24 protein-coding genes are annotated in these 20478 nt (G+C 65.2%); 19 read left to right on the top strand and 5 right to left on the bottom strand.

Annotated features, from left to right (window positions below; translation table 11 throughout):
• Positions 1-108 precede the first annotated feature (108 nt).
• The 17 genes from PVW51_RS12255 (at position 109) to cysE (ending at position 13579) form a co-directional block, all read left to right on the top strand.
• On the top strand, positions 109-1290 hold the full coding sequence (locus tag PVW51_RS12255; RefSeq protein ID WP_274575286.1) for a phage portal protein: 1182 nt from the start codon (positions 109-111) through the stop codon (positions 1288-1290).
• The gene (locus tag PVW51_RS12250; protein WP_274575285.1) at positions 1283-1504 is read left to right on the top strand and encodes a GTA head formation protein, RCAP_rcc01685 family; all 222 of its coding nucleotides are present in this window, start codon (positions 1283-1285) and stop codon (positions 1502-1504) included. The genes PVW51_RS12255 and PVW51_RS12250 overlap by 8 nt, the downstream gene beginning before the upstream one ends.
• 76 nt (positions 1505-1580) lie before the next feature.
• Positions 1581-2153: an HK97 family phage prohead protease gene (locus PVW51_RS12245; protein WP_274575454.1), complete on the top strand. Its 573-nt coding sequence runs from the start codon at positions 1581-1583 to the stop codon at positions 2151-2153.
• A gap of 18 nt (positions 2154-2171) precedes the next feature.
• Positions 2172-3335 (top strand): phage major capsid protein, encoded by a 1164-nt coding sequence (locus PVW51_RS12240; RefSeq protein ID WP_269364340.1) that lies wholly within the window; start codon positions 2172-2174, stop codon positions 3333-3335.
• A gap of 169 nt (positions 3336-3504) precedes the next feature.
• Entirely contained in the window at positions 3505-4098 is a 594-nt protein-coding gene (locus tag PVW51_RS12235) for a head-tail connector protein (RefSeq protein WP_274575284.1), read from the top strand.
• A complete protein-coding gene (locus PVW51_RS12230; protein WP_274575283.1) occupies positions 4095-4433 on the top strand; it encodes a head-tail adaptor protein in 339 nt (112 codons plus the stop codon). The genes PVW51_RS12235 and PVW51_RS12230 overlap by 4 nt, the downstream gene beginning before the upstream one ends.
• Positions 4430-4840 carry a DUF3168 domain-containing protein gene (locus tag PVW51_RS12225; RefSeq protein ID WP_269364335.1) on the top strand — a complete coding sequence of 137 codons (411 nt, stop codon included), beginning with the start codon at positions 4430-4432 and terminating at the stop codon, positions 4838-4840. The genes PVW51_RS12230 and PVW51_RS12225 overlap by 4 nt, the downstream gene beginning before the upstream one ends.
• Positions 4841-4875: 35 nt before the next feature.
• A complete protein-coding gene (locus PVW51_RS12220) occupies positions 4876-5301 on the top strand; it encodes a phage major tail protein, TP901-1 family (RefSeq protein ID WP_114273276.1) in 426 nt (141 codons plus the stop codon).
• Positions 5302-5303: 2 nt separating this feature from the next.
• Positions 5304-5618, top strand: coding sequence for a GTA-gp10 family protein (locus PVW51_RS12215; RefSeq protein ID WP_269364333.1), 315 nt, complete (start codon positions 5304-5306; stop codon positions 5616-5618).
• Complete coding sequence (locus tag PVW51_RS12210; RefSeq protein ID WP_269364331.1) at positions 5615-5827, top strand: rcc01693 family protein; 213 nt, start codon at positions 5615-5617, stop codon at positions 5825-5827. The genes PVW51_RS12215 and PVW51_RS12210 overlap by 4 nt, the downstream gene beginning before the upstream one ends.
• Positions 5820-6476, top strand: coding sequence for a phage tail tape measure protein (locus tag PVW51_RS12205; protein WP_269364329.1), 657 nt, complete (start codon positions 5820-5822; stop codon positions 6474-6476). The genes PVW51_RS12210 and PVW51_RS12205 overlap by 8 nt, the downstream gene beginning before the upstream one ends.
• A 14-nt stretch (positions 6477-6490) precedes the next feature.
• Complete coding sequence (locus tag PVW51_RS12200; protein ID WP_274575282.1) at positions 6491-7123, top strand: DUF2460 domain-containing protein; 633 nt, start codon at positions 6491-6493, stop codon at positions 7121-7123.
• Positions 7123-8010: a DUF2163 domain-containing protein gene (locus PVW51_RS12195; protein WP_274575281.1), complete on the top strand. Its 888-nt coding sequence runs from the start codon at positions 7123-7125 to the stop codon at positions 8008-8010. Before PVW51_RS12200 ends, PVW51_RS12195 begins: the two co-directional genes overlap by 1 nt.
• Positions 8007-8441 carry an NlpC/P60 family protein gene (locus PVW51_RS12190; RefSeq protein ID WP_269364323.1) on the top strand — a complete coding sequence of 145 codons (435 nt, stop codon included), beginning with the start codon at positions 8007-8009 and terminating at the stop codon, positions 8439-8441. The genes PVW51_RS12195 and PVW51_RS12190 overlap by 4 nt, the downstream gene beginning before the upstream one ends.
• A complete protein-coding gene (locus PVW51_RS12185; RefSeq protein WP_274575280.1) occupies positions 8441-12370 on the top strand; it encodes a baseplate multidomain protein megatron in 3930 nt (1309 codons plus the stop codon). Before PVW51_RS12190 ends, PVW51_RS12185 begins: the two co-directional genes overlap by 1 nt.
• Positions 12370-12693 (top strand): DUF7742 family protein, encoded by a 324-nt coding sequence (locus PVW51_RS12180; RefSeq protein WP_269364320.1) that lies wholly within the window; start codon positions 12370-12372, stop codon positions 12691-12693. The genes PVW51_RS12185 and PVW51_RS12180 overlap by 1 nt, the downstream gene beginning before the upstream one ends.
• A gap of 73 nt (positions 12694-12766) precedes the next feature.
• Positions 12767-13579 carry a serine O-acetyltransferase gene (gene cysE, locus PVW51_RS12175; RefSeq protein WP_269364318.1) on the top strand — a complete coding sequence of 271 codons (813 nt, stop codon included), beginning with the start codon at positions 12767-12769 and terminating at the stop codon, positions 13577-13579.
• A 163-nt stretch (positions 13580-13742) separates the two neighbouring features.
• On the opposite strand, the gene PVW51_RS12170 is transcribed toward cysE, so the two are convergent.
• From PVW51_RS12170 to PVW51_RS12150, 5 genes are all read right to left on the bottom strand, one after another.
• Positions 13743-15056, bottom strand: coding sequence for a pyruvate dehydrogenase complex dihydrolipoamide acetyltransferase (locus tag PVW51_RS12170; protein ID WP_274575279.1), 1314 nt, complete (start codon positions 15054-15056; stop codon positions 13743-13745).
• 11 nt (positions 15057-15067) lie between these two features.
• Positions 15068-16453 carry a pyruvate dehydrogenase complex E1 component subunit beta gene (locus PVW51_RS12165; protein ID WP_274575278.1) on the bottom strand — a complete coding sequence of 462 codons (1386 nt, stop codon included), beginning with the start codon at positions 16451-16453 and terminating at the stop codon, positions 15068-15070.
• A gap of 4 nt (positions 16454-16457) precedes the next feature.
• Positions 16458-17468, bottom strand: coding sequence for a pyruvate dehydrogenase (acetyl-transferring) E1 component subunit alpha (gene pdhA, locus PVW51_RS12160; RefSeq protein WP_269364312.1), 1011 nt, complete (start codon positions 17466-17468; stop codon positions 16458-16460).
• 139 nt (positions 17469-17607) lie between these two features.
• Positions 17608-17907 carry an FtsB family cell division protein gene (locus PVW51_RS12155; RefSeq protein WP_114273264.1) on the bottom strand — a complete coding sequence of 100 codons (300 nt, stop codon included), beginning with the start codon at positions 17905-17907 and terminating at the stop codon, positions 17608-17610.
• 170 nt (positions 17908-18077) lie between these two features.
• Entirely contained in the window at positions 18078-19265 is a 1188-nt protein-coding gene (locus PVW51_RS12150) for a phosphoglycerate kinase (RefSeq protein WP_274575277.1), read from the bottom strand.
• 129 nt (positions 19266-19394) lie between these two features.
• Here PVW51_RS12150 and PVW51_RS12145 point away from each other — a divergent pair, with 129 nt between their 5' ends.
• Together PVW51_RS12145 and PVW51_RS12140 are read left to right on the top strand one after the other, a co-directional pair.
• Complete coding sequence (locus PVW51_RS12145; protein ID WP_114273261.1) at positions 19395-19901, top strand: peptidylprolyl isomerase; 507 nt, start codon at positions 19395-19397, stop codon at positions 19899-19901.
• Entirely contained in the window at positions 19894-20448 is a 555-nt protein-coding gene (locus PVW51_RS12140) for a peptidylprolyl isomerase (protein ID WP_274575276.1), read from the top strand. The genes PVW51_RS12145 and PVW51_RS12140 overlap by 8 nt, the downstream gene beginning before the upstream one ends.
• The last annotated feature ends 30 nt before the right edge of the window (positions 20449-20478 follow it).

The raw sequence follows: 20478 nt of genomic DNA, 5'->3' as shown, positions 1-20478 counted from the left end.
CGCACCCCACCGGGCGGTGGGGTTTCGGGACCTTAATCAGTTTGAGGCAAAGTGTTCCTGCGTCGGATGAGACGGGTTCCGGCAGCAAGAGACATGAGGAGCGACGGTATGGTGTTTGATTTTCTGCGGCGCGGGACGGCGGCGGCGGGCGTGCCGGAGCAGAAGGCTTCGGCGACCGGGCCGGTGGTGGCCTATCAGACCTCTGGCCGCGCGGCCTGGAGCCCGCGCGACACGGTGAGCCTGACGCGCACCGGGTTCTGTGCCAACCCGGTCGGGTTCCGCTCCGTCAAGCTGATTGCGGAGGCGGCGGCGGCCTTGCCGCTGGTGGTGCAGGATGCCGAGCGGCGCTATGAGGCGCATCCGCTGGCGGCGTTGCTGGCGCGGCCCAACGGGGCGCAGGGCCGGGCGGAGCTGCTGGAGGCGCTTTATGCGCAGCTGCTGCTGAGCGGCAATGGCTATGTCGAGGCGGTGGGCGGTGCCGGGGGCCTGCCGGTGGAGTTGCATGTCTTGCGCTCTGACCGGATGTCGGTGGTGCCGGGGGCCGATGGCTGGCCGGTGGCCTATGAATATGCCGTTGGCGGGGCCAGGCACCGGTTCGAGGTGGCGGAAGGGGCAAGGCCCATCTGTCATATCCGGAACTTCCATCCGCAGGACGATCATTACGGCTTTGCCCCGATGCAGGCCGCCGCGATGGCGATGGACGTGCATAACGCGGCTTCGCGCTGGTCCAAGGCGCTGCTGGACAATGCGGCGCGCCCTTCGGGGGCCATCGTCTACAAGGGGATCGAAGGGCAGGGCAAGCTGAGCGAGGACCAGTACGAGCGGCTGGTGAGCGAGATGGAGAGCCATCATCAGGGCGCGCGTAATGCGGGGCGTCCGATGCTGCTGGAAGGCGGGCTGGACTGGAAGCCGATGGGGTTCTCGCCCAGCGACATGGAGTTCCAGAAGACCAAGGAGGCCGCTGCGCGGGAGATTGCACTGGCCTATGGGGTGCCGCCGATGCTGCTGGGCATCCAGGGGGATGCGACCTATGCCAATTACCAGGAGGCGCACCGGGCGTTCTATCGCCTGACGGTGCTGCCGCTGGCCACGCGGGTCACGGCGGCGCTGGCGGGTTGGATGGCCGGGTTCAGCGGCGAGGTGCTGGAGCTGAAGCCCGATCTGGACCAGGTGCCCGCGCTGGCGGGAGAGCGTGACGCGCAATGGGCGCGGGTGGCGCAGGCGGATTTCCTGAGCCAGGCGGAAAAGCGCAGCCTGCTGGGGCTGCCTGCGGTGGCTGACGATGCATGAGCCGGGGTTCGAGCGGTTCGATTGCGCGCCGGGGCTGCGGTTGCAGGCCCATGAGGAAGTCAGCCGAATCCATCGGGAGAACCTGATGCGCCGGCTGGATCAGCTTGAGGGGGTGATGGCGCGGATGGAACGAAGATTGTGGCTGACCGTCTATGGGGTGGTTGCGGTGATACTGGCGCAGGCGGTGCAGTCGTTCCTGGCGGTAGCCCCCTGAACATCTGAAATTCACAGGAGTTGTCATGGATCATGATCAAGGCGACCTCGGGGTGGTTCCGGGGAACGGGAAAGATATGTCCGGCGGGCTGCCGGGGCTGGAGCGCAAGTTTGCCCGCTTCGGGCAGGCCATCGCGGTCGAGGGCGGCACCGAGATCAGCGGCTATGCCAGCCTGTTCGGCGATGCCGATCAGGGCGGTGACGTGGTGGAGGCCGGGGCCTATGCCGCCAGTCTGAAGGCGGTCGCGGCGGCGGGGCGCAGCATCAAGATGCTGTGGCAGCATGATCCGGCCCAGCCCATCGGGGTCTGGGACGAGGTCCGCGAAGATGCGCGGGGCCTCTGGGTCAGGGGGCGCATCCTGTCGAGCGTGGCGAAGGGCCGCGAGGCGGCGGCGCTGATCGCGGCGGGGGCGATTGACGGGTTGTCGATCGGCTATCGCACGCTGCGGGCGAGCAAGAACACGAAGGGCCAGCGGCTCTTGTCGGAACTGGAGCTTTGGGAGGTGTCCCTGGTGACCTTCCCGATGCTGCCCAGTGCGCGGGTCGGCGCCAAGGGGGACAGTGCGCCCCTGGGTGACGTGCTGCGGGAGATGGCGGCGGCCTTTGACGGGGCGCGCGCTGAACTGGCGCGCGGGACCTCCCGCGGCTGAACCAAGTGAGGACAATTGATGAGCAAGACCGAAACGGGGGGCACAGAGCTGTCTCCGGCGGAGGAGGTTCGCCAGGCGGTGACGGGTTTTGTCACCGACTTCAAGGGCTTCCGGGGCGAAATTGAGATGAAACTTCAACAAACAGAAGAGCGAGTGACAATGTTGGACCGCAAGATGACTGTACGGACTCCGCTGGCCGGTGGCGTGGAGGCGGCTGCGCCGCATCAGAAGGCTTTCAACGCCTATCTGCGCAATGGCGATGACGATGGGCTGCGCGGGCTGGAGCTGGAGGGCAAATCGCTGTCCACGGCTGTCAATTCGGATGGCGGCTATCTGGTCGATCCGCAGACCTCGGAGACCGTGCAATCGGTGCTGAACGCAACAGCGTCAATCCGCGCGATTGCCAGTGTCGTCCGGGTCGAGGCGACCTCTTTCGATGTGCTGGTGGATCATACCGATGTGGGCGCGGGCTGGGCCACCGAGGCGGGGCCGCAGGCGGAGACCGACACGCCGCAGATCGACCGGATCACCATCCCGCTGCATGAGCTGTCGGCCCTGCCCAAGGCGTCACAGCGGCTGCTGGATGACAGTGCCTTTGACATCGAGGGCTGGCTGGCCGGGCGCATTGCCAACAAGTTCGCGCGGGCCGAAGCGCAGGCCTTCATCAACGGGGACGGCGTGGACAAGCCCAGGGGGTTCCTGACCCATGCCACTGTCGACAATGATCTGTGGTCCTGGGGCAACCTTGGCTATGTGCCAAGCGGCGTGGATGGCAGCGTGACCGCCGATGCGATCATCGAGCTGGTCTATGCGCTGGGGGCGCAGTACCGCGCCAACGGGTCCTTCGTGATGAATTCCAAGACCACGGCGCTGGTGCGCAAGCTGAAGGACGCGGATGGCCGGTTCCTGTGGTCTGATGGTCTGGCGGCGGGCGAGCCTGCGCAGCTGATGGGCTATCCGGTGCTGGTGGCAGAGGACATGCCCGATCCGGGGTCGGATTCCATCTCCATCGCCTTTGGCGATTTTGCGGCCGGCTACACGGTGGCGGAGCGCCCCGATCTGCGCATCCTGCGCGATCCCTTCAGCGCCAAGCCGCATGTGCTGTTCTACGCCACCAAGCGTGTGGGCGGCGATGTGAGCGATTTTGCCGCGATCAAGCTGCTGAAATTCGGCACGGCCTAACAGCCCGTGGCGGATGCCGGGGCCGGGGAGACCTGACCTCGGCTCGGGTGCGCGCCTGAAGACATCTTCGCATCGCCTAGCTGCTCCCCTCTGACCGAGCGGTGCGGGTGGGTGCGCGCCCGGAATGATGACGACCACCGCCCGAGGGGGCGATTTTTGGAGATGATCCATGATGTTGATCGAAGTAACACCCGCCCCGGACAATGCCTTGCCCGTGGATGCGTTGAAGGCACATCTGCGGTTGGGCAGCGGCTTTGGTCTGGAGGATGTACAGGACGCGGTGCTCGTGTCGTTCCTGCGGGCTGCCGCGGCCGCGATCGAGGCGCGCACCGGCAAGGCGATATTGCGGCGCGCGTTCAGCCTGGAGCTGTCAGCATGGCGTGATGCCGGTGGTCAGGAGCTGCCGCTGGCCCCGGTGCAGGCGGTCAGCCAGGTCATATTGGTGGCGCAGGGCGGCGCGGAGACCGAAGTGCCGGCGACAGACTATTGGCTGGAGCGGGACATGCAGGCACCGCGGCTGCGGCCGGCGGGGTCGGTGCTGCCGCGGGTGCCTGGGCAGGGGATTGTGAAGATCGTCTTTGAGGCCGGGTTTGCAGCGGAGTGGGAGGGGGTGCCCTCTGATCTGCGGCAGGCGGTGCTGATGCTGGCGGCGCATTACTATGAATACCGCAATGACACCGGGCTGAGCGGGGGCTGCATGCCCTTTGGCGTCAGCAGCCTGATCGAGCGCTATCGCGCAGTGCGCATGGGGCTGGGGGCATGAATGTGCCGCGCCTGAACCATGCGATGGTGCTGGAGACGCCGGAGCAATTGCCGGACGGTGCCGGGGGCTTTGTCGAGGGTTGGTTGCCGCTGGGCACGCTTTGGGCGGAGGTCACGGCGCGGACCGGGCGGGAAACACGGGCCGCCGGCGCTTTTGTCAGCCGCGCGGGGTTCCGGATTGTTGTGCGGGGCGCGCCCTTTGGCAGCCCGGAACGGCCACGCCCGCAACAGCGTCTGCGCGACGGGCAGCGGGTTTTCAAGATCACGGCAGTGACAGAGCGCGATCCGGATGGGCGTTACCTGATCTGTCATGCGCAAGAGGAGCAGGTGGCATGAGTTTTGCGGGGTCAGCGCCGTTGCAGGCGGCGGTATTCGAGGCGCTTGGCAATGATGCGGCACTGGGGGCCATCGTGGGGACGGCGATCTATGACGCGGTGCCATCGGGCAACCTGCCTGCGATCTATGTGCGGCTGGGCAGTGAGACAGCGAGAGATGCCTCCGACGGGACCGGGGCGGGTGCGCTGCATCGGTTCACGGTGTCGGTGATCACGACGCAACCTGGGTTTGCCAGCGCCAAGCAGGCGGGATCGGCGATCAGCGATGTGTTGCATGACGCGGATCTGACCCTGAGCCGGGGGCGGCTGGTGTCACTGCGGTTCGAGCGGGCGCGTGCCGCGCGCATCGACAGCGGTGCGGCGCGCCAGATCGACCTGCGCTTTGCCGCGCGGGTGCAGGACGACTGAGACGAGAATTTTCGGGATCAAGCAGGAGACGTGAAATGGCTGTTCAAGCTGGTAAGGACCTTTTGGTCAAGGTGGACATGACAAGCGACGGGCAATTCGAGACCATTGCCGGGCTGCGCGCCACGCGGGTGAGTTTCAATGCGGAGACCGTGGATGTCACCACGCTCGACAGTGCCGGGGGCTGGCGGGAGTTGCTGGTGGGGGCGGGGGTGCGTTCGGCCGCGATCAGCGGATCGGGGGTGTTTCGCGATGCGGGCACCGATGAACGGGCGCGGCAGTTGTTCTTTGACGGGCTGACGCCGGATTTCCAGATCATCATTCCTGATTTTGGCGTTGTGCAGGGGCCGTTCCAGGTGACGGCGCTGGAATATGCCGGGTCGCTGAATGGCGAGGCGACATTCGAGGTCAGCCTGATGTCGGCGGGTGAGCTGGCGTTCACGCCCGATGCCACGGAGGTCTGAGCATGGCCAATCGGTGGCGGGGGGATGTGGCGGTTGTCATTGACGGTCAGCGCCATGTGGCGCGGCTGACGCTGGGGGCGCTGGCCGAGCTGGAAGAGGCGCTTGAGGCGGGGTCGCTGGTGGCCCTTGTGGAACGCTTCGAGAGCAACAGCTTTGCCAGCCGTGATGTTGTGGCGCTGCTGGGGGCGGGGCTGCGCGGCGGGGGGGCGCGGATCAGCGATGCCGCCCTCGCGCAGGCGGAGATCGGAGGCGGGCCGATGGCGGCGGCGCGGGCGGCGGCGGAGCTGCTGGCGCGGGCCTTTGTGGTGCCGGAGTGAGCAGCGGGCAATCTCTGGACTGGGGTGCGCTGATGCGGGCGGGGCTGCATGGGCTGCGGCTGAGCCCGGATGTGTTCTGGGCGCTGACCCCGGTGGAACTGCAGATCATGCTGGGGCGCGCAGGCGCGCAGGCCCCGATGCTGAGCGATGGGTTGGCGGCGCTGATGGCGGCCTATCCGGATCAGAGGAAGGAAACCGGCGATGGCTGAGTTTGAAGACATGGATGCGCTTGAGGACAATGCGCAGGGGCTGAACAGCACGCTGGCCGAGACCGGTGGGCTGGTGGCGGCCTTTGACGGTGAGTTGGGGCGGATGCGGGTGTCGCTGGCCGCGACCGGCAAAGACGTGGCGACATTGGAGCGGGGCCTGAGCAAGGGGTTGCGCAAGGCCTTTGATGGCGTGGTGTTCGACGGGATGAAACTGTCGGATGCGCTGACCACGGTGGCCCAGTCGCTGATGCGCACGACCTACAACGCAGCGATGCGGCCGGTGACCGATCACTTCGGGGGGCTGATCTCTCAGGGGGTGGGCAACATCATGCAGGGCATCCTGCCCTTTGCCGATGGGGCCGCCTTCAGCCAGGGGCGGGTGATGCCCTTTGCCAGTGGCGGCGTGGTCAGCTCGGCCACGGCGTTTCCGATGCGCGGCGGCATGGGGGTGATGGGCGAGGCAGGGCCGGAGGCGATCATGCCGCTGGCGCGGGGCAGTGACGGCAAGCTGGGGGTGCGCGGGGCCGGGGGCGGCACCACGGTGGTGATGAACATCACCACGCCGGATGTGCAGGGCTTCCAGCGCAGCCAGTCGCAGATCGCGGCACAGATGAGCCGCGCCCTGGGTGCCGGCAACCGCAACAGATAGGAGGGAGCAGCATCATGGCATTTCACGAGGTACGATTTCCCGCCAGCCTGAGCTTTGGCGCGATGGGCGGACCGCAGCGGCGCACGGATGTGGTGACGCTGGCCAATGGCTTCGAAGAGCGCAACACCCCCTGGGCGCATTCGCGCAGGGTCTATGATGCGGGTCTCGGGATGCGGTCGATTGACGATCTGCAGCTGCTGATCGGGTTTTTCGAGGCGCGGATGGGGCAGCTGCATGGTTTCCGCTGGAAGGATTGGGCGGATTACAAATCCTGCCGGGCGTCGCGGGAGCCTGCCTTTGACGATCAGACCATCGGCTATGGCGACGGGGTGAAAGCCGACTTCCCGCTGGTCAAGACCTATCGCTCCGGCGCGCAGAGCTATCTTCGCCCGATCCGCAAGCCGGTGGCGGGCACGGTGCGCCTGGGGCTGGAGCAGGACGAGTTGCAGGAGGGGCTTGATTACGAGGTGGATCTGACCACGGGTATCGTCAGCTTTGCCCATCCGCCCGATCCGGAGATCGAAATCCATGCGGGCTATGAATTTGACGTTCCTGTCCGGTTCGACACCGACCGCATCCTGACCTCGGTTGCCAGTTTTCAGGCCGGGCAGGTGCCGGATGTGCCTGTCATCGAGGTGCGGATCTGATGGCCGGGGTGAGCGCGGCGCTGCAGGCGCATCTGGAGAGCGGACATACGACGCTGTGTCATGCCTGGCGGATCACGCGGCGGGACGGGGTCAGCTTTGCCTTTACCGATCATGACGTGCCGCTGGTCATGGAGGGCGAGCTGTTCCGCGCCGATACCGGGTTGAGCGCCAGGGCCATTGCGCAGAGCACGGGGCTGGCGGTGGACAACACCGAGGCGCTGGGCGCGCTGAGTGACGTGACCCTGCGCGAGGACGAGATCGAGCAGGGGCGGTTTGACGGGGCGCAGGTGCAGGCCTGGCTGGTCAACTGGGCCGATACATCCCAGCGCAAGCTGCAGTTTCACGGCACGATTGGGGAATTGCGCCGGGTTGGGGGGGCGTTTCGCGCCGAATTGCGCGGGTTGACCGAGGTGCTGAACCAGCCGCAGGGGCGGGTCTATCAGAAGCCCTGTACCGCGGTGTTGGGCGACAGCACCTGTCGTTTTGCGCTGGAGACGCCGGGCTATGCCGAGACGCGGAATGTGCAGGATGTGGAAGAGGGCCGCATCTTTGCCTGGGACAGCTTTCAGGGGTTCGAGGCGGGGTGGTTCACGCGGGGGCGGCTGGAGGTGCTGGATGGCACCGCGCAGGGGCTCTGGGGGTTGATCAAGCATGACCGGTTCGACGGTGCGCGGCGCGTGATCGAACTGTGGGAGCCATTGCGGGGGGATCTGGCGGAGGGCACCTCCGTGAGGCTGGTTGCGGGCTGTGACAAGCGGATGGAGACCTGCCGGCTGAAATTCAACAACCTGCTGAATTTTCAGGGGTTTCCGGACCTGCCGGGCGAAGACTGGGTGGTGGCGGTGCCGCGGTCAACGGGGGCGAACACGGGCGGGTCGCTGCGGTGAGCCGGATCGTGGAGGCCGCACGCGGCTGGATCGGGACGCCCTATGTGCATCAGCAGGCAAGCAAGGGGGCGGGCTGTGATTGTCTGGGCCTTCTGCGTGGGGTCTGGCGCGAGGTGCTGGGGGCGGAGCCCGAGGCGGTGCCGGCCTATTCGATGGATTGGTCCGAACCGCAGGGCGAGGAGCTGTTGTGGGCGGCCGCTCTGCGGCATCTGCGGGCCAGGCCGCTGGATCAGGCGCGGGCGGGTGATGTGCTGCTGTTCCGGATGCGGGCGGGATCGGTGGCCAAACATCTGGGGCTGCAGGCGCGGGCGGGCCGGGCACCGGCTTTCATCCATGCCTATGCGGGGCGCGGCGTGGTGGAAAGCCCGCTGAGCGCCCCCTGGGCGCGGCGGATCGTGGCGCGGTTTGAATTTCCTCAAGGAGACGGTTGATGGCAACGGTGATTTTTTCGGCTGCGGGTGCGGCATTGGGTGGCTCTGTCGGCGGCACGCTGGCGGGGCTGTCATCGGTTGCCATCGGACGTGCCGTGGGGGCGACGCTGGGCCGCTTTGTCGATCAGCGGTTGCTGGGGCAGGGCGGGCAGGCAGTCGAGACCGGCAAGGTGGACCGGTTTCGCCTGACCCGCGCGGGCGAAGGGGAACCGGTGGCGCAGGTCTATGGCCGGATGCGCATTGGCGGACATGTGATCTGGGTGTCGGATTTTCAGGAGGCGGTGAATGTCTCGGGCGGGGGCAAGGGGGCGCGGCCCACGCCGCAGACAACCGAGTACAGCTATTCGGTGAGCCTGGCCATCGCGCTTTGCGAGGGGGAGATCACCGGCATCGGGCGGGTCTGGGCCGATGGGGAGGAAGTGGCCCGGGACGATCTGAACATGCGGGTCTATTCCGGGGGAGCGGATCAATTGCCGGATCCGGTGATGGAGGCGATCGAGGGCGCGGGGCAGGTGCCTGCCTATCGAGGGACCGCCTATGTGGTGATGGAGGACCTGCAGCTGGCGGCTTTTGGCAACCGCGTGCCGCAGTTTTCCTTTGAGGTGTTGCGCCCCGAACAGCGCGGCGCGCCGGGTTGGGAGCATATGCCGACCCATGGGGTGCGCGGTGTCGCTCTGATCCCCGGAACCGGGGAATACGGGCTGGCAACGACAGATGTAACTTACGTCGATGGAGCAGAGGCGCGGTGGAGCGCCAATGTGAACACACCGCAGGGCAAGGCGGATTTTGCCGTGTCGCTGGAGGCGCTGGGCGAGGAATTGCCCGAATTGGAAGCCGCATCGCTGGTGGTGTCCTGGTTCGGCGATGACCTGCGCTGTGGGGAATGTACCGTCCGGCCCAAGGTGGAAGACCCCACCATCGAAGGGGAAAACATGGCCTGGCAGGTGGCGGGGCTGACCCGGAGCGCGGCGCAGGTCATCGCCCGGCAGGAAGGCAGGCCGGTCTATGGCGGCACGCCGACGGACCGTTCCGTGATCGAGGCCATTCAGGCGATGACGGCGGCGGGCAAGGCGGTGATGTTCTATCCCTTTATCCTGATGGATCAGGGGGAAGGGAACGACCTGCCCGACCCCTACAGCGATGCCACCAGCCAGCCGAAACTGCCCTGGCGCGGGCGCATCACCCTGTCGCAGGCACCGGGACGGCCCGGCAGCCCCGATGGCACCGCCGGGGCCGAGGCAGAGGTGGATGCGTTCTTTGGCACGGTCACGGCGGCGGATTTTGCCGTGTCGGGCGAGACGGTGAGCTATTCCGGGCCGGTTGAATGGTCCTTGTCGCGGTTCATTCTGCATTACGCGGCGCTTTGTGCCGCTGCGGGCGGGGTCGAGGCCTTTTGCATCAGTTCGGAAATGCGGGGGCTGACGCAGATCCGGGGCAGCGGCAAAAGCTTTCCTGCGGTGGCACGGTTGCGGGCGCTGGCGGGGGAGGTGCGTGCCCTGCTGGGGCCGCAGGTCAAGATCAGCTATGCGGCGGATTGGTCCGAATATTTCGGCTATCAGCCGCAGGATGGCAGTGGCGACCTGTACTTTCACCTTGATCCGCTCTGGGCGGATGACAACGTCGATTTCATCGGGATCGACAATTACATGCCGCTGGCGGACTGGCGCGAAGGCGAGGATCATCTGGATGCGCAGGATCACGATGCGATCCATGACCTGAATTACCTGCGCGGGAACATCGAGGGCGGCGAAGGCTATGATTTCTATTATCATTCGCCCGAGGCCCGGGCGGCGCAGATCCGGACAGAGATCACCGATGGCGCCTATGATGAGCCCTGGGTCTACCGCTACAAGGACATCCGCAACTGGTGGCAGAATGCGCATCATGAGCGGCTGGGGGGCCTGCGGCAGGAGAGCCCGACGGATTGGGTGCCTGCATCAAAGCCGATCTGGTTTACGGAATATGGCTGTGCGGCGGTGGACAAGGGGGCCAATGAGCCGAACAAGTTTCTGGATCAGAAAAGTTCGGAAAGTGCGCTGCCGCGCTATTCGACGGGGGCGCGCGATGATCTGATGCAGATGCAGTATCTGCGGGCGATGTCCTCCTACTGGGATGATCCGGCGCATAATCCGCAGTCTTCGGAATATGAGGGGCGGATGCTGGACATGACGCGGGCCTTTGTCTGGGCCTGGGACGTGCGGCCCTATCCGTTCTTTCCCAACAACCGCGATCTGTGGAGCGACGGGCAGAATTATGCGCGCGGTCACTGGATCAACGGGCGCAGCTCGGCCCGCACGCTGGCCTCTGTGGTGGGCGAGATCTGCAGGCGGGCGGGGCTGGATGCGTTCAGCACGCAGGGGCTGCATGGATATGTGCGCGGCTATGCGGTGGATCAGGTGGCGGATGCGCGGACGGCGCTGCAGCCGCTGATGCTGCGCCACGGTTTCGATGCGGTCGAGCGGGATGGGGTGCTGTCCTTCCGGTCGCGGGACGGGCTGAAGCCGCAGGTGCTGGACCCGGCGCTGCTGGCGGTCAGCGAGGAACTGGACGGGGTAAGCGAACAGCTGCGCGAGGCGGAGGCCGAAATCTCGGGCCGGGTGCGGCTGCGCTTCGTGCAGGCGGATGGCAATTTTGACACCATTGCGGAGGAGGCGGTTCTGCCCGATGAGGCGACCCATGCGGTTGCGGCATCAGAGCTGAACATGGCGCTGACCCGGGCCGAGGGCCGACAGGTGGCCGAACGCTGGCTGGTGGAGGCGCGGGTGGCACGCGGGCATTTGCGGCTGGCCTTACCGCCCTCAAGGCTCGCGCTGGGCGCGGGGGATGTGATTGAACTGCCCGGTGAGGGGCAGGAGGGCGCGGCGCTTTACCGGATCGACCGGGTGGAACAATCGGACCTGCAGCTGGTGGACGCGGTGCGGATCGAGCCGGAGGTCTATGATGCCGCTGAGCTCACGGATGAGCTGGTGCCATTGCGGCCCTTTGCAGCGCCGGTGCCGGTGCAGCCCTATTTCATGGACCTGCCGCTGCTGCGCGGCGACGAGGTGCCGTATGCGCCGCATCTGGCGGCGACGGCGCAGCCCTGGCCGGGGGCGGTTGCGGTCTATCAGTCGAGCACCGATGCCAATTACCGGCTGAACGGGATATTGCCCGCGCGCAGCACCATTGGCGTGACCCTGAACGACCTGGCGGCGGCATCGCCGGGGTTGATCGACCGGGGCGATGCCCTGGAGGTCAGGCTGACTGCCGGCACGCTGGAATCGGTGACCGAAGAGGCATTGTTGAGCGGGGCGAACCTGGCCGCGATCGGAGACGGATCGGCGGACAACTGGGAGTTGTTCCAGTTCCGGACAGCGACACTGGTCGCACCGGGGGTCTACTGGCTGTCGGGGCGGCTGCGGGGGCAGGCGGGGAGCGATGCGCTGATGCCGCCGGTCTGGCCCGCCGGATCGCGCTTTGTCCTGCTGGATGGCAGGCCGCAGCAGATTGATTTCAGCCCGAACCTGCGCCAGGTGGCGCAGCATTTCCGCATCGGGCCCGCGCGGCGGGGCTATGACGATCCGTCCTATCGCCATCTGGTGACGGCCTTTGCCGGAAACGGGCAACGCCCGCTGAGCCCCTGTCACCTGAGGGTCGTCAAACGGGCGGATGGCAGCTTTGACCTGAACTGGATCAGGCGGACGCGGCTGAACGGCGATGCCTGGGAGGTGCCGGAGGTGCCATTGGGCGAGGAGAGCGAGCGCTATCTGCTGCGCATCACGGCGGGTGGCAGCATCCTGCGCGAACAACAGGTGGATGCGCCGGGCTGGACCTATAGCGCGGCGGATCAGGATACCGATGGTCTGACCTTGCCCTTCGAGGTCTCGGTGGCGCAGATCTCGGCGGTCTATGGGCCGGGGCTGGCGGAGACGCGGGTGGTGGGCGGCTGATGCGCGCGGTGCTGCTGAGCGATGTCCGGACGGCGGCGCGGGCCCTGCGGGCGGTGCCCGCGCCACAGCGCGCGGCGCTTTGTGCGCGGCTGTTCCTGGAGGCGGATTGGGCCGACCGCCACACCCGGCGATTGGGGCGGGTGCATCCGTTATGGGGCAATGGCACCTTGCTGGCCGCCGCCGGGGCGCGGCGGCTTGCCCCGCCGGGCCGCTTTGACGACGCGGAGGATTGCGCGTGTTTTCAGATGGTTGTCACGGCGGTCCTGGAAAAATGCGCGGCTGCCTCTTGCAAGCAGGGCTTACATGCACACATGGGAAATTAGTTGCATCACGGGTTTGCCATTGGTTTTCTGATGCGGCATGAGGTAGTCTGAGCGCAGCAAAGGACGTGATGTTATGGCCGAACCCCGCAGAAATATCTCCAGCGTTGACCCGGTCTGGCAGCAGATCCAGCATGAGGCGCAGCAGGCGGTGAAGGATGAGCCGCTGATCGGCGGCTTTGTGCATGCCTGTATCCTGCACCATAAATCCATCGAAAAGGCGCTGTCCTACCGGATTGCGGCAAAGCTGGCGTCGAATGAAATGTCGATGGTCGTGGTGCGCGAGATCGTGGATGAGGCGATTGCCGAGGACCCCGGTCTGGTCGAAGCGGCGCGCGCCGATCTGGTGGCGATTTACGAGCGCGACCCGGCCTGTCACCGGCTGGTGCAGCCGATCCTCTATTTCAAGGGCTATCAGGCGGTTCAGGCGTACCGCGTGGGGCATCACCTGTGGAAGAAGGGCAAGCGCGATCTGGCCTATTTCGTGCAGATGCGGGTGAGCGAGATTTTCGGGGTGGATATTCACCCCGCGGCGCGGATCGGCAAGGGGATCATGATCGACCATGCCCATTCGATTGTCATCGGTGAGACGGCGGTGGTGGGCGACAATGTGTCGATGCTGCATTCGGTCACCCTGGGCGGGACCGGCAAGGAGGAAGAGGACCGTCACCCCAAGATTGGCGATGGCGTGCTGATCGGGGCCGGGGCCAAGGTGCTGGGCAACATCAAGGTGGGCCATTGCAGCCGGATCGCGGCGGGCTCCGTGGTGCTGGAGGAAGTGCCGCCCTGCAAGACCGTCGCGGGCATCCCGGCGAAGATCGTGGGCGAGGCGGGCTGTGATCAGCCGTCGGTGCTGATGGATCACATGTTCGGGACCAAGAGCGTCTGACTGCCAGCTGACATTGTGAAGAATTGAAAAAGTGAAGAATTGAAAAAGCCGGGGCGCGCGCGCGCCCCGGCTTTTGCATGATCACGGCCGCGTCCCTGACGCGGCGGGTGAGGGGCTGTCTGCCCCTCACACTCCCCGAGGATATATGCCTGCCAAAAAGGGATCAGGCGAGCATGGTCATCGGCGATTCGAGGTTGGCCTTGATCGCGTTCAGAAGCTGCGCGCCCAGGGCACCGTCGATGACGCGGTGATCGACCGAGAGGGTGACCGACATGACCGTGGCCACGCTGACCTGGCCTTCGGCATCCACCACCGGCTTTTTCACCCCTGCACCCACGGCCAGAATCGCGCCATGGGGCGGGTTGATGACCGCATCGAAGTTATCGATGCCGAACATGCCGAGGTTGGAGATGGCAAAGCTGCCGCCCTGGTATTCATGCGGCGCCAGCTTGCGGTCGCGGGCGCGGGTGGCGAGATCCTTCATCTCGGCCGAGAGGGCGGAGAGGGATTTCATCTCGGCGTCTTTCAGGACCGGGGTGAACAGCCCGCCTTCGATGGCCACGGCGACGGCGACGTCGGAGGGTTTGAGCTTGAACACCTTGTCGCCTGCCCAGACGGCGTTGGCCTCCGGGACCTCCTGCAGGGCCAGGGCGCAGGCCTTGATGATGAAGTCATTGACGCTGAGCTTCACGCCCCGTGCTTCAAGCTGTTTGTTCAGCTGGGCACGGAAGGCCATCAGCGCGTCAAGCTGGATGTCGCGGCGCAGGTAGAAATGCGGCACGGTCTGCTTGGCTTCGGTCAGGCGCGCGGCGATGGTGCGGCGCATGCCGTCGAGTTTGACTTCCTCGTAGTCGCGGCCTTCGTACATTTTGGCGATGGCATCTGCGGAGGGGCCGGCCGGGGCTGCGGCCCTGGGTGCAGCGGCAGCGGCCTCGGCAGGTTGGGAGGCGGCGGCTTTGGACGTGTCGGAGGCGGAGCGCCCTTCGACATCGGCCTTGACGATGCGGCCATGCGGGCCGGAGCCGGTGACGCCGGAAAGGTCCAGCCCCTTGTCCGCCGCGATGCGACGGGCCAGCGGCGAGGCAAAGATCCGGTTGCCGTCACCGCCTTTGGGGGCAGGTGGGGCGGCAGCGGTCTCGGGTCTGGCGGCTTCGGGTGCTGCCTTTGGCGCATCCTCTTTCGGGGCTTCGGCCTTTGCCGGTGCGGGGGTGTCACCGATGTCATCGGCGCTTTCGCCCTCTTCCAGCAGCACGGCGATGGGGGTGTTGACCTTGACCCCTTCGGTGCCGTCGGTCACGAGGATCTTGCCGATCACCCCTTCGTCCACGGCTTCGAATTCCATCGTGGCCTTGTCGGTCTCGATCTCGCACATCACATCGCCGGAGGCGACGGTATCGCCCTCCTTGACCAGCCATTTGGCAAGCGTGCCTTCTTCCATGGTGGGCGAGAGGGCGGGCATGAGGATTTCTGTTGGCATCTGTCCGCTCCTTACTTGTAGGTGACTTTTTTGACGGCTTCGATGACCTCGTCGGTGGTCACCAGCGCGTGTTTCTCAAGATTGGCCGCATAGGGCATCGGGACATCCTTGCCGGTGCAGTTGATCACCGGGGCATCGAGATAATCGAAGGCCTGCTGCATGATGACACTTGAGATGTAATTGCCGACCGAGCCCTGCGGCCAGCCTTCTTCCACCGTGACGCAGCGGTTTGTCTTCATCACCGATTTGATGATGCTGTCGGTGTCCATCGGGCGCAGGGTGCGCAGGTCGATGACCTCGGCCATGATGCCTTCTTCTGCAAGTTTGTCAGCGGCTTGCAGGGCATAGCTCATGCCGATGCCGAAGCTGACGATGGTCACGTCGTCGCCCTCGCGCCAGATCCGGGCCTTGCCGAAGGGAACCGTGTAATCCTCGATCTCGGGCACGTCGAAACTGCGGCCATAGAGGATCTCGTTCTCCAGGAAGATCACCGGGTTGGGATCGCGGATCGCGGTTTTCATCAGGCCTTTGTAGTCCGAGGCGGAATAGGGCATCGCCACTTTCAGGCCGGGGATCTGCATGTACCAGGCGGCGTAATCCTGGCTGTGCTGCGCGCCGACGCGGGCGGCGGCACCGTTGGGGCCACGGAACACCATGGGCGAGCCCATCTGGCCACCGGACATATAGAGCGTCTTGGCGGCGGAGTTGATGATCTGGTCGATCGCCTGCATGGCGAAGTTCCAGGTCATGAATTCGACGATCGGGCGCAGACCGCCCCAGGAGGCGCCGACACCGATGCCGGCAAAACCATGTTCGGTGATCGGCGTGTCGATCACGCGCTTGGAGCCGAATTCATCCAGCAGACCCTGGGAGATCTTGTAGGCGCCCTGATATTCGGCAACTTCCTCGCCCATCAGGAAGACGTTTTCGTCGCGGCGCATTTCCTCGGCCATGCCGTCGCGCAGGGCTTCGCGGACCGTCTGTTTCTTCAGCGTGGTGCCTTCGGGCCAGTCGGGGGTTGTATCGACCCTGGGTTCGGGCTGCGACCTGGCCTCTGCCGGGGCCGCTGCGGATTTTTGCGGCGCGTCATCGGCGGCGGGGGCCGCTGCCGGTGCTTCGGGTTTGGCGGAGGTGTCGATGTCATCCGCGCTTTCGCCCTCTTCCAGAAGAATGGCGATGGGGGTGTTCACCTTGACCCCTTCGGTGCCTTCGGCGATCAGGATCTTGCCGATGGTGCCTTCGTCCACCGCTTCGAATTCCATCGTGGCCTTGTCGGTCTCGATCTCGGCCATGATGTCGCCGGAGGCGACGGTGTCACCCTCCTTGACCAGCCATTTGGCCAGGGTGCCTTCTTCCATGGTGGGCGAGAGGGCGGGCATGAGAATTTCGGTTGCCATAGTCTTATGCCTCCTGCGGGACTTCGGTTGCGTAGATATCGGTCCACAGCTCATCAAGTGCGGGTTCGGGGCTTTCCTTGGCGAATTCGGCGCTGTCGTTCACGACTTTCTTGATGTCCTTGTCGATGGCTTTCAGGTCCTCTTCACTGGCATGTTTGCCGGTCAGCAACAGGTTGCGCACGGCTTCGATCGGGTCGCGTTCGTCGCGCATCTTCTGCACCTCTTCTCGGGTGCGGTATTTCGCGGGGTCCGACATGGAGTGGCCGCGATAGCGGTAGGTCTTGATTTCAAGGATATAGGGGCCCTTGGCGGCGCGGCAGTGCGCGACCGCCTTGTCGCCCGCTTCCTTCACCGCCAGCACATCCATGCCGTCGACGGCCTCGCCGGGGATGCCGAAGGCCTTGCCGCGTTCCCAGATCTCGGCGGAGGAGGTGGAGCGTTGCTGCGATGTGCCCATGGCGTATTGGTTGTTCTCGATCACGAAGATCACCGGCAGTTTCCACAGGGCCGCCATGTTGAAGGCCTCATAGACCTGGCCCTGGTTGGCGGCACCGTCCCCGAAGTAGGTGAAGGTGACGTGGTCGTTGCCCTTGTATTTGTCGGCGAATGCGATGCCCGCACCCAGCGGCACGTTGGCGCCCACGATGCCATGGCCGCCGTAAAAGCGTTTCTCTTTCGAGAACATGTGCATGGAACCGCCCTTGCCGCGTGAATAGCCACCTTCGCGGCCGGTGAGTTCGGCCATCACCCCGTTGGGGTCCATGCCGCAGGCCAGCATATGGCCGTGGTCGCGGTAGGTGGTGATGCGGCTGTCGCCTTCCTTGGTGGTGGCCTCAAGGCCGACAACCACGGCTTCCTGTCCGATATAGAGGTGGCAGAAACCACCGATCAGGCCCATGCCGTAAAGCTGGCCTGCTTTTTCCTCGAACCGCCGGATCAGCAGCATGTCCTTGTAATAGGCTTTCAGCTCGTCTGCCGAAACATTGGGTTTCCTGGTGGTTTTTCTGGCGGCCATGGGCATCTCCTCAGTGCGCGCGGGTGGCGGGCTGCGCAATTAGTTTAGCGTTAAACTATTCTGTAGCGGATTCGGTGACAGAAGTGTAGAGCGGTTTTCTGCACGCGTGCAACCGGGCGAAAATCCGTGCGTTTGAGGCTTATCTGATTACAATTTCATCAGGGCGCACCATGCCGAGCACCCGGCGCACCTGTTCGTCGACCAGATCCAGGTCCAGGTAATCGTCCGACATGCGCTTGGTCAGGTTCTCCATACGCGCCACATCCATGCGTACTGTGGACAGCTGGCTGCGCAACTCCTGGCTTTCGGCGAGGATTTCGGCGCGGCGGAACAGGCCGTAATCGCCCTGGACGGCGGCAAAGGTGAAATAGAGGCTGAGCGCGAATGCAATCGCAAAGAACAGCAATGTGCCGAAAGCCGGGCGTGCGGTGCGTGTCATCTGGTCTGCCTCAAATCGTCTCTTGGTGGACGTGACGGGAGTATGACACAGGTGATTCGCCAAGGGAATCCCCTCTGTGTGCGCAGATCAGTTTTTTGACATGAATATACCGGTCATTGCACGGGCAACACCGGGGGCAGGGCGGCGGGATTGGCCGCCGAATGCCTGTTTCAGCTGTTCAGCGCCGCGACGCCGGGCAGTTCCTTGCCTTCCATCCATTCCAGGAAAGCGCCCCCGGCGGTGGAGATATAGGTGAAATCATCGGCCACACCGGCCTGGTTGAGGGCGGCAACGGTGTCACCGCCGCCCGCGACGGAGATCAGCGTGCCGGCACGGGTCTGGCGCGCGGCGGCCTGTGCGGCGGCAACGGTGGCGGTGTCGAAGGGGGCGATTTCAAAGGCCCCCATCGGGCCGTTCCAGATCAGGGTCTTCAGCCCGGCAAAGGCCGCTTGCAGCACGGCGATGCTTTCCGGGCCCGCATCCAGCACCATCTGGTCCGCTGCCAGTTTTGCATCAGGGCCCAGGGCCATGACCTCATGCGCGGCCCCTTCGGCGAATGCGCGCGCCACCAGACCGTCGACCGGCAGGATCACCCGGCATCCGGCCTTGTCCGCCTGCGCCAGGATGTCCCTGGCGGTGCCGTAGAAATCCGGCTCTTTCAGCGACGCGCCCATGTCGGCACCAAGGGCTGCAAGAAAGGTGTTGGCCATGCCGCCGCCGATCACCAGCACATCGAGCCGGTTCACGAGGTTCTCAAGCAATTCGATCTTGGTCGAGACCTTGGCCCCGCCCACCACCGCGCCCACCGGGCGTTCCGGGGTGGCAAGGGCGGCTTCCAGCGCGCTCAGCTCGGCCTGCATCAGACGGCCTGCGCAGGCGGGCAGCAGCCGCGCCAGCGCCTCGGTCGAGGCATGGGCGCGGTGCGCGGCGGAAAAGGCATCGTTGCAATAGATGTCCCCCAGCGCGGCGAGGCGGCGGGCGAAGCCTTCGTCATTGGCCTCTTCCCCGGGGTAGAAGCGGATGTTTTCCAGCAGCAGCACATCGGCGTCCGCGTTCAGCCCCTGCTCGGCGGTCTCAAGACTGTCGATCAGGGCGACGGAACGCCCCAGCGCGCCCTCAAGCGCGGGCAGCAGCGGTTTCAGCGACATCTCCGGCACCACCTTGCCCTTGGGGCGGCCGAAATGCGCCAGCAGCAGGGGCTTGCCGCCCGCGGCAAGGATATCCGCGACGGTGAGCACGATCCGTTCGATGCGGGTGGCATCGGTGACGCGGCCATCCTCCACCGGCACATTGATGTCGACGCGCACCAGCACTGTCCTGCCGCCGAGTTCCATGTCGTCCAATGTCTTCCAGCCCATGCCGTGCCTCCGGTTTCAAATATGCTGGCTGTCTTTTGCCATATCAGGCGCGGGGGTCAATGCATCTGCTTGGCAATCGGCACAATCGACCTTAGGTATCGCTCAACCAATTTTGCGAAGGAGACCCGCATGGCTGAGATCAAAGACCCCGAAAATACGATCCTGATGGAGCTGAAGGGTGGCACCGTAACCATCGAACTGCTGCCGGATGTCGCCCCCAAGCACGTCGCGCGGATGAAGGAACTGGCCCGGGCGGGCAAATATGACAACGTCTGTTTCCATCGGGTGATCGACGGGTTCATGGCCCAGACCGGCGATGTGGAACATGGCAACATGGAAGACGGTTTCAACCTGCGGATGGCAGGCACCGGCGGGTCCGATCTGGGCAATGTGCCTGCCGAATTCTCCAAGGTGCCGCATGCGCGCGGCTCGCTGGGTGCGGCGCGTTCGGCCAATCCCGACAGTGCCAACAGCCAGTTCTTCATCAACTTCAAGGACAATGATTTCCTGAACGGCCAGTATACCGTTTACGGTCAGGTGGTGTCGGGGATGGAGCATGTGGATGCCATCGCCAAGGGCGAGCCGCCCGCCCAGCCGGACCGCATGATCAGCGTCAAGGTTGCGGCGGATGCGTAAGCTGATCCTCTGTGGCCTGTGCGCCACCCTTGCCGCCGGCCCCGCGCTGGCCACCGGGCTTGAAATCGTGGTCGAGGGCGAGGCCAATGGCACCGTGACCATCGACCTGCTGGAGGACCTCGCACCCCAGCATGTGGAGCGCATCACCACGCTGGCAGAGCAGGGGGCCTATGACGGCGTCGTGTTCCACCGGGTGATTGACGGTTTCATGGCGCAGACCGGCGATGTGGAATTCGGCAAGGAAGGCGGCGACATGTCCCGCGCGGGCATGGGCGGCTCCGATATGCCGGACGTGTCGGCCGAGTTCTCCGATACGCCTTTTGACAAGGGTGTCGTCGGCATGGCCCGGGCGCAGAACCCGGATTCGGCCAACAGCCAGTTCTTCATCATGTTCGATGAGGGGCATTTCCTGAACGGCCAATACACCGTGGTCGGCCGGGTGACCGGCGGCCAGGACGTGGTGGACGCGATCAAACGCGGCACCGGCGGCAATGGCGCGATCGAAGGCACCCCGGACGTGATGCGCAAGGTCACCGTGACCGAGTGATCTGTGTTGCAGGCAAAGCAAGGGGCGGGC

The sequence above is a fragment of the Sulfitobacter sp. PR48 genome, assembly GCF_028807335.1.
Taxonomy (GTDB): Bacteria; Pseudomonadota; Alphaproteobacteria; order Rhodobacterales; family Rhodobacteraceae; genus Sulfitobacter.
Note: the sequence above shows the minus strand (reverse complement) of the source record. Positions and strands in the feature narration are given on the sequence as shown.

Excerpts from the sequence above, each read along its gene's own strand:
- PVW51_RS12155 (WP_114273264.1), bottom strand. The coding sequence starts at position 17,907 with ATGACACGCACCGCACGCCCGGCTTTCGGCACATTGCTGTTCTTTGCG.
- PVW51_RS12165 (WP_274575278.1), bottom strand. The coding sequence starts at position 16,453 with ATGGCAACCGAAATTCTCATGCCCGCCCTCTCGCCCACCATGGAAGAA.
- PVW51_RS12145 (WP_114273261.1), top strand. The coding sequence starts at position 19,395 with ATGGCTGAGATCAAAGACCCCGAAAATACGATCCTGATGGAGCTGAAG.
- PVW51_RS12150 (WP_274575277.1), bottom strand. The coding sequence starts at position 19,265 with ATGGGCTGGAAGACATTGGACGACATGGAACTCGGCGGCAGGACAGTG.
- PVW51_RS12245 (WP_274575454.1), top strand. The coding sequence starts at position 1,581 with ATGTCCGGCGGGCTGCCGGGGCTGGAGCGCAAGTTTGCCCGCTTCGGG.
- PVW51_RS12185 (WP_274575280.1), top strand. The coding sequence starts at position 8,441 with ATGGCAACGGTGATTTTTTCGGCTGCGGGTGCGGCATTGGGTGGCTCT.
- PVW51_RS12220 (WP_114273276.1), top strand. The coding sequence starts at position 4,876 with ATGGCTGTTCAAGCTGGTAAGGACCTTTTGGTCAAGGTGGACATGACA.
- PVW51_RS12205 (WP_269364329.1), top strand. The coding sequence starts at position 5,820 with ATGGCTGAGTTTGAAGACATGGATGCGCTTGAGGACAATGCGCAGGGG.
- PVW51_RS12140 (WP_274575276.1), top strand. The coding sequence starts at position 19,894 with ATGCGTAAGCTGATCCTCTGTGGCCTGTGCGCCACCCTTGCCGCCGGC.
- PVW51_RS12240 (WP_269364340.1), top strand. The coding sequence starts at position 2,172 with ATGAGCAAGACCGAAACGGGGGGCACAGAGCTGTCTCCGGCGGAGGAG.
- PVW51_RS12200 (WP_274575282.1), top strand. The coding sequence starts at position 6,491 with ATGGCATTTCACGAGGTACGATTTCCCGCCAGCCTGAGCTTTGGCGCG.
- PVW51_RS12230 (WP_274575283.1), top strand. The coding sequence starts at position 4,095 with ATGAATGTGCCGCGCCTGAACCATGCGATGGTGCTGGAGACGCCGGAG.
- PVW51_RS12170 (WP_274575279.1), bottom strand. The coding sequence starts at position 15,056 with ATGCCAACAGAAATCCTCATGCCCGCCCTCTCGCCCACCATGGAAGAA.
- PVW51_RS12250 (WP_274575285.1), top strand. The coding sequence starts at position 1,283 with ATGCATGAGCCGGGGTTCGAGCGGTTCGATTGCGCGCCGGGGCTGCGG.
- PVW51_RS12195 (WP_274575281.1), top strand. The coding sequence starts at position 7,123 with ATGGCCGGGGTGAGCGCGGCGCTGCAGGCGCATCTGGAGAGCGGACAT.
- PVW51_RS12225 (WP_269364335.1), top strand. The coding sequence starts at position 4,430 with ATGAGTTTTGCGGGGTCAGCGCCGTTGCAGGCGGCGGTATTCGAGGCG.
- PVW51_RS12235 (WP_274575284.1), top strand. The coding sequence starts at position 3,505 with ATGATGTTGATCGAAGTAACACCCGCCCCGGACAATGCCTTGCCCGTG.
- PVW51_RS12215 (WP_269364333.1), top strand. The coding sequence starts at position 5,304 with ATGGCCAATCGGTGGCGGGGGGATGTGGCGGTTGTCATTGACGGTCAG.
- cysE (WP_269364318.1), top strand. The coding sequence starts at position 12,767 with ATGGCCGAACCCCGCAGAAATATCTCCAGCGTTGACCCGGTCTGGCAG.
- PVW51_RS12255 (WP_274575286.1), top strand. The coding sequence starts at position 109 with ATGGTGTTTGATTTTCTGCGGCGCGGGACGGCGGCGGCGGGCGTGCCG.
- pdhA (WP_269364312.1), bottom strand. The coding sequence starts at position 17,468 with ATGGCCGCCAGAAAAACCACCAGGAAACCCAATGTTTCGGCAGACGAG.
- PVW51_RS12180 (WP_269364320.1), top strand. The coding sequence starts at position 12,370 with ATGCGCGCGGTGCTGCTGAGCGATGTCCGGACGGCGGCGCGGGCCCTG.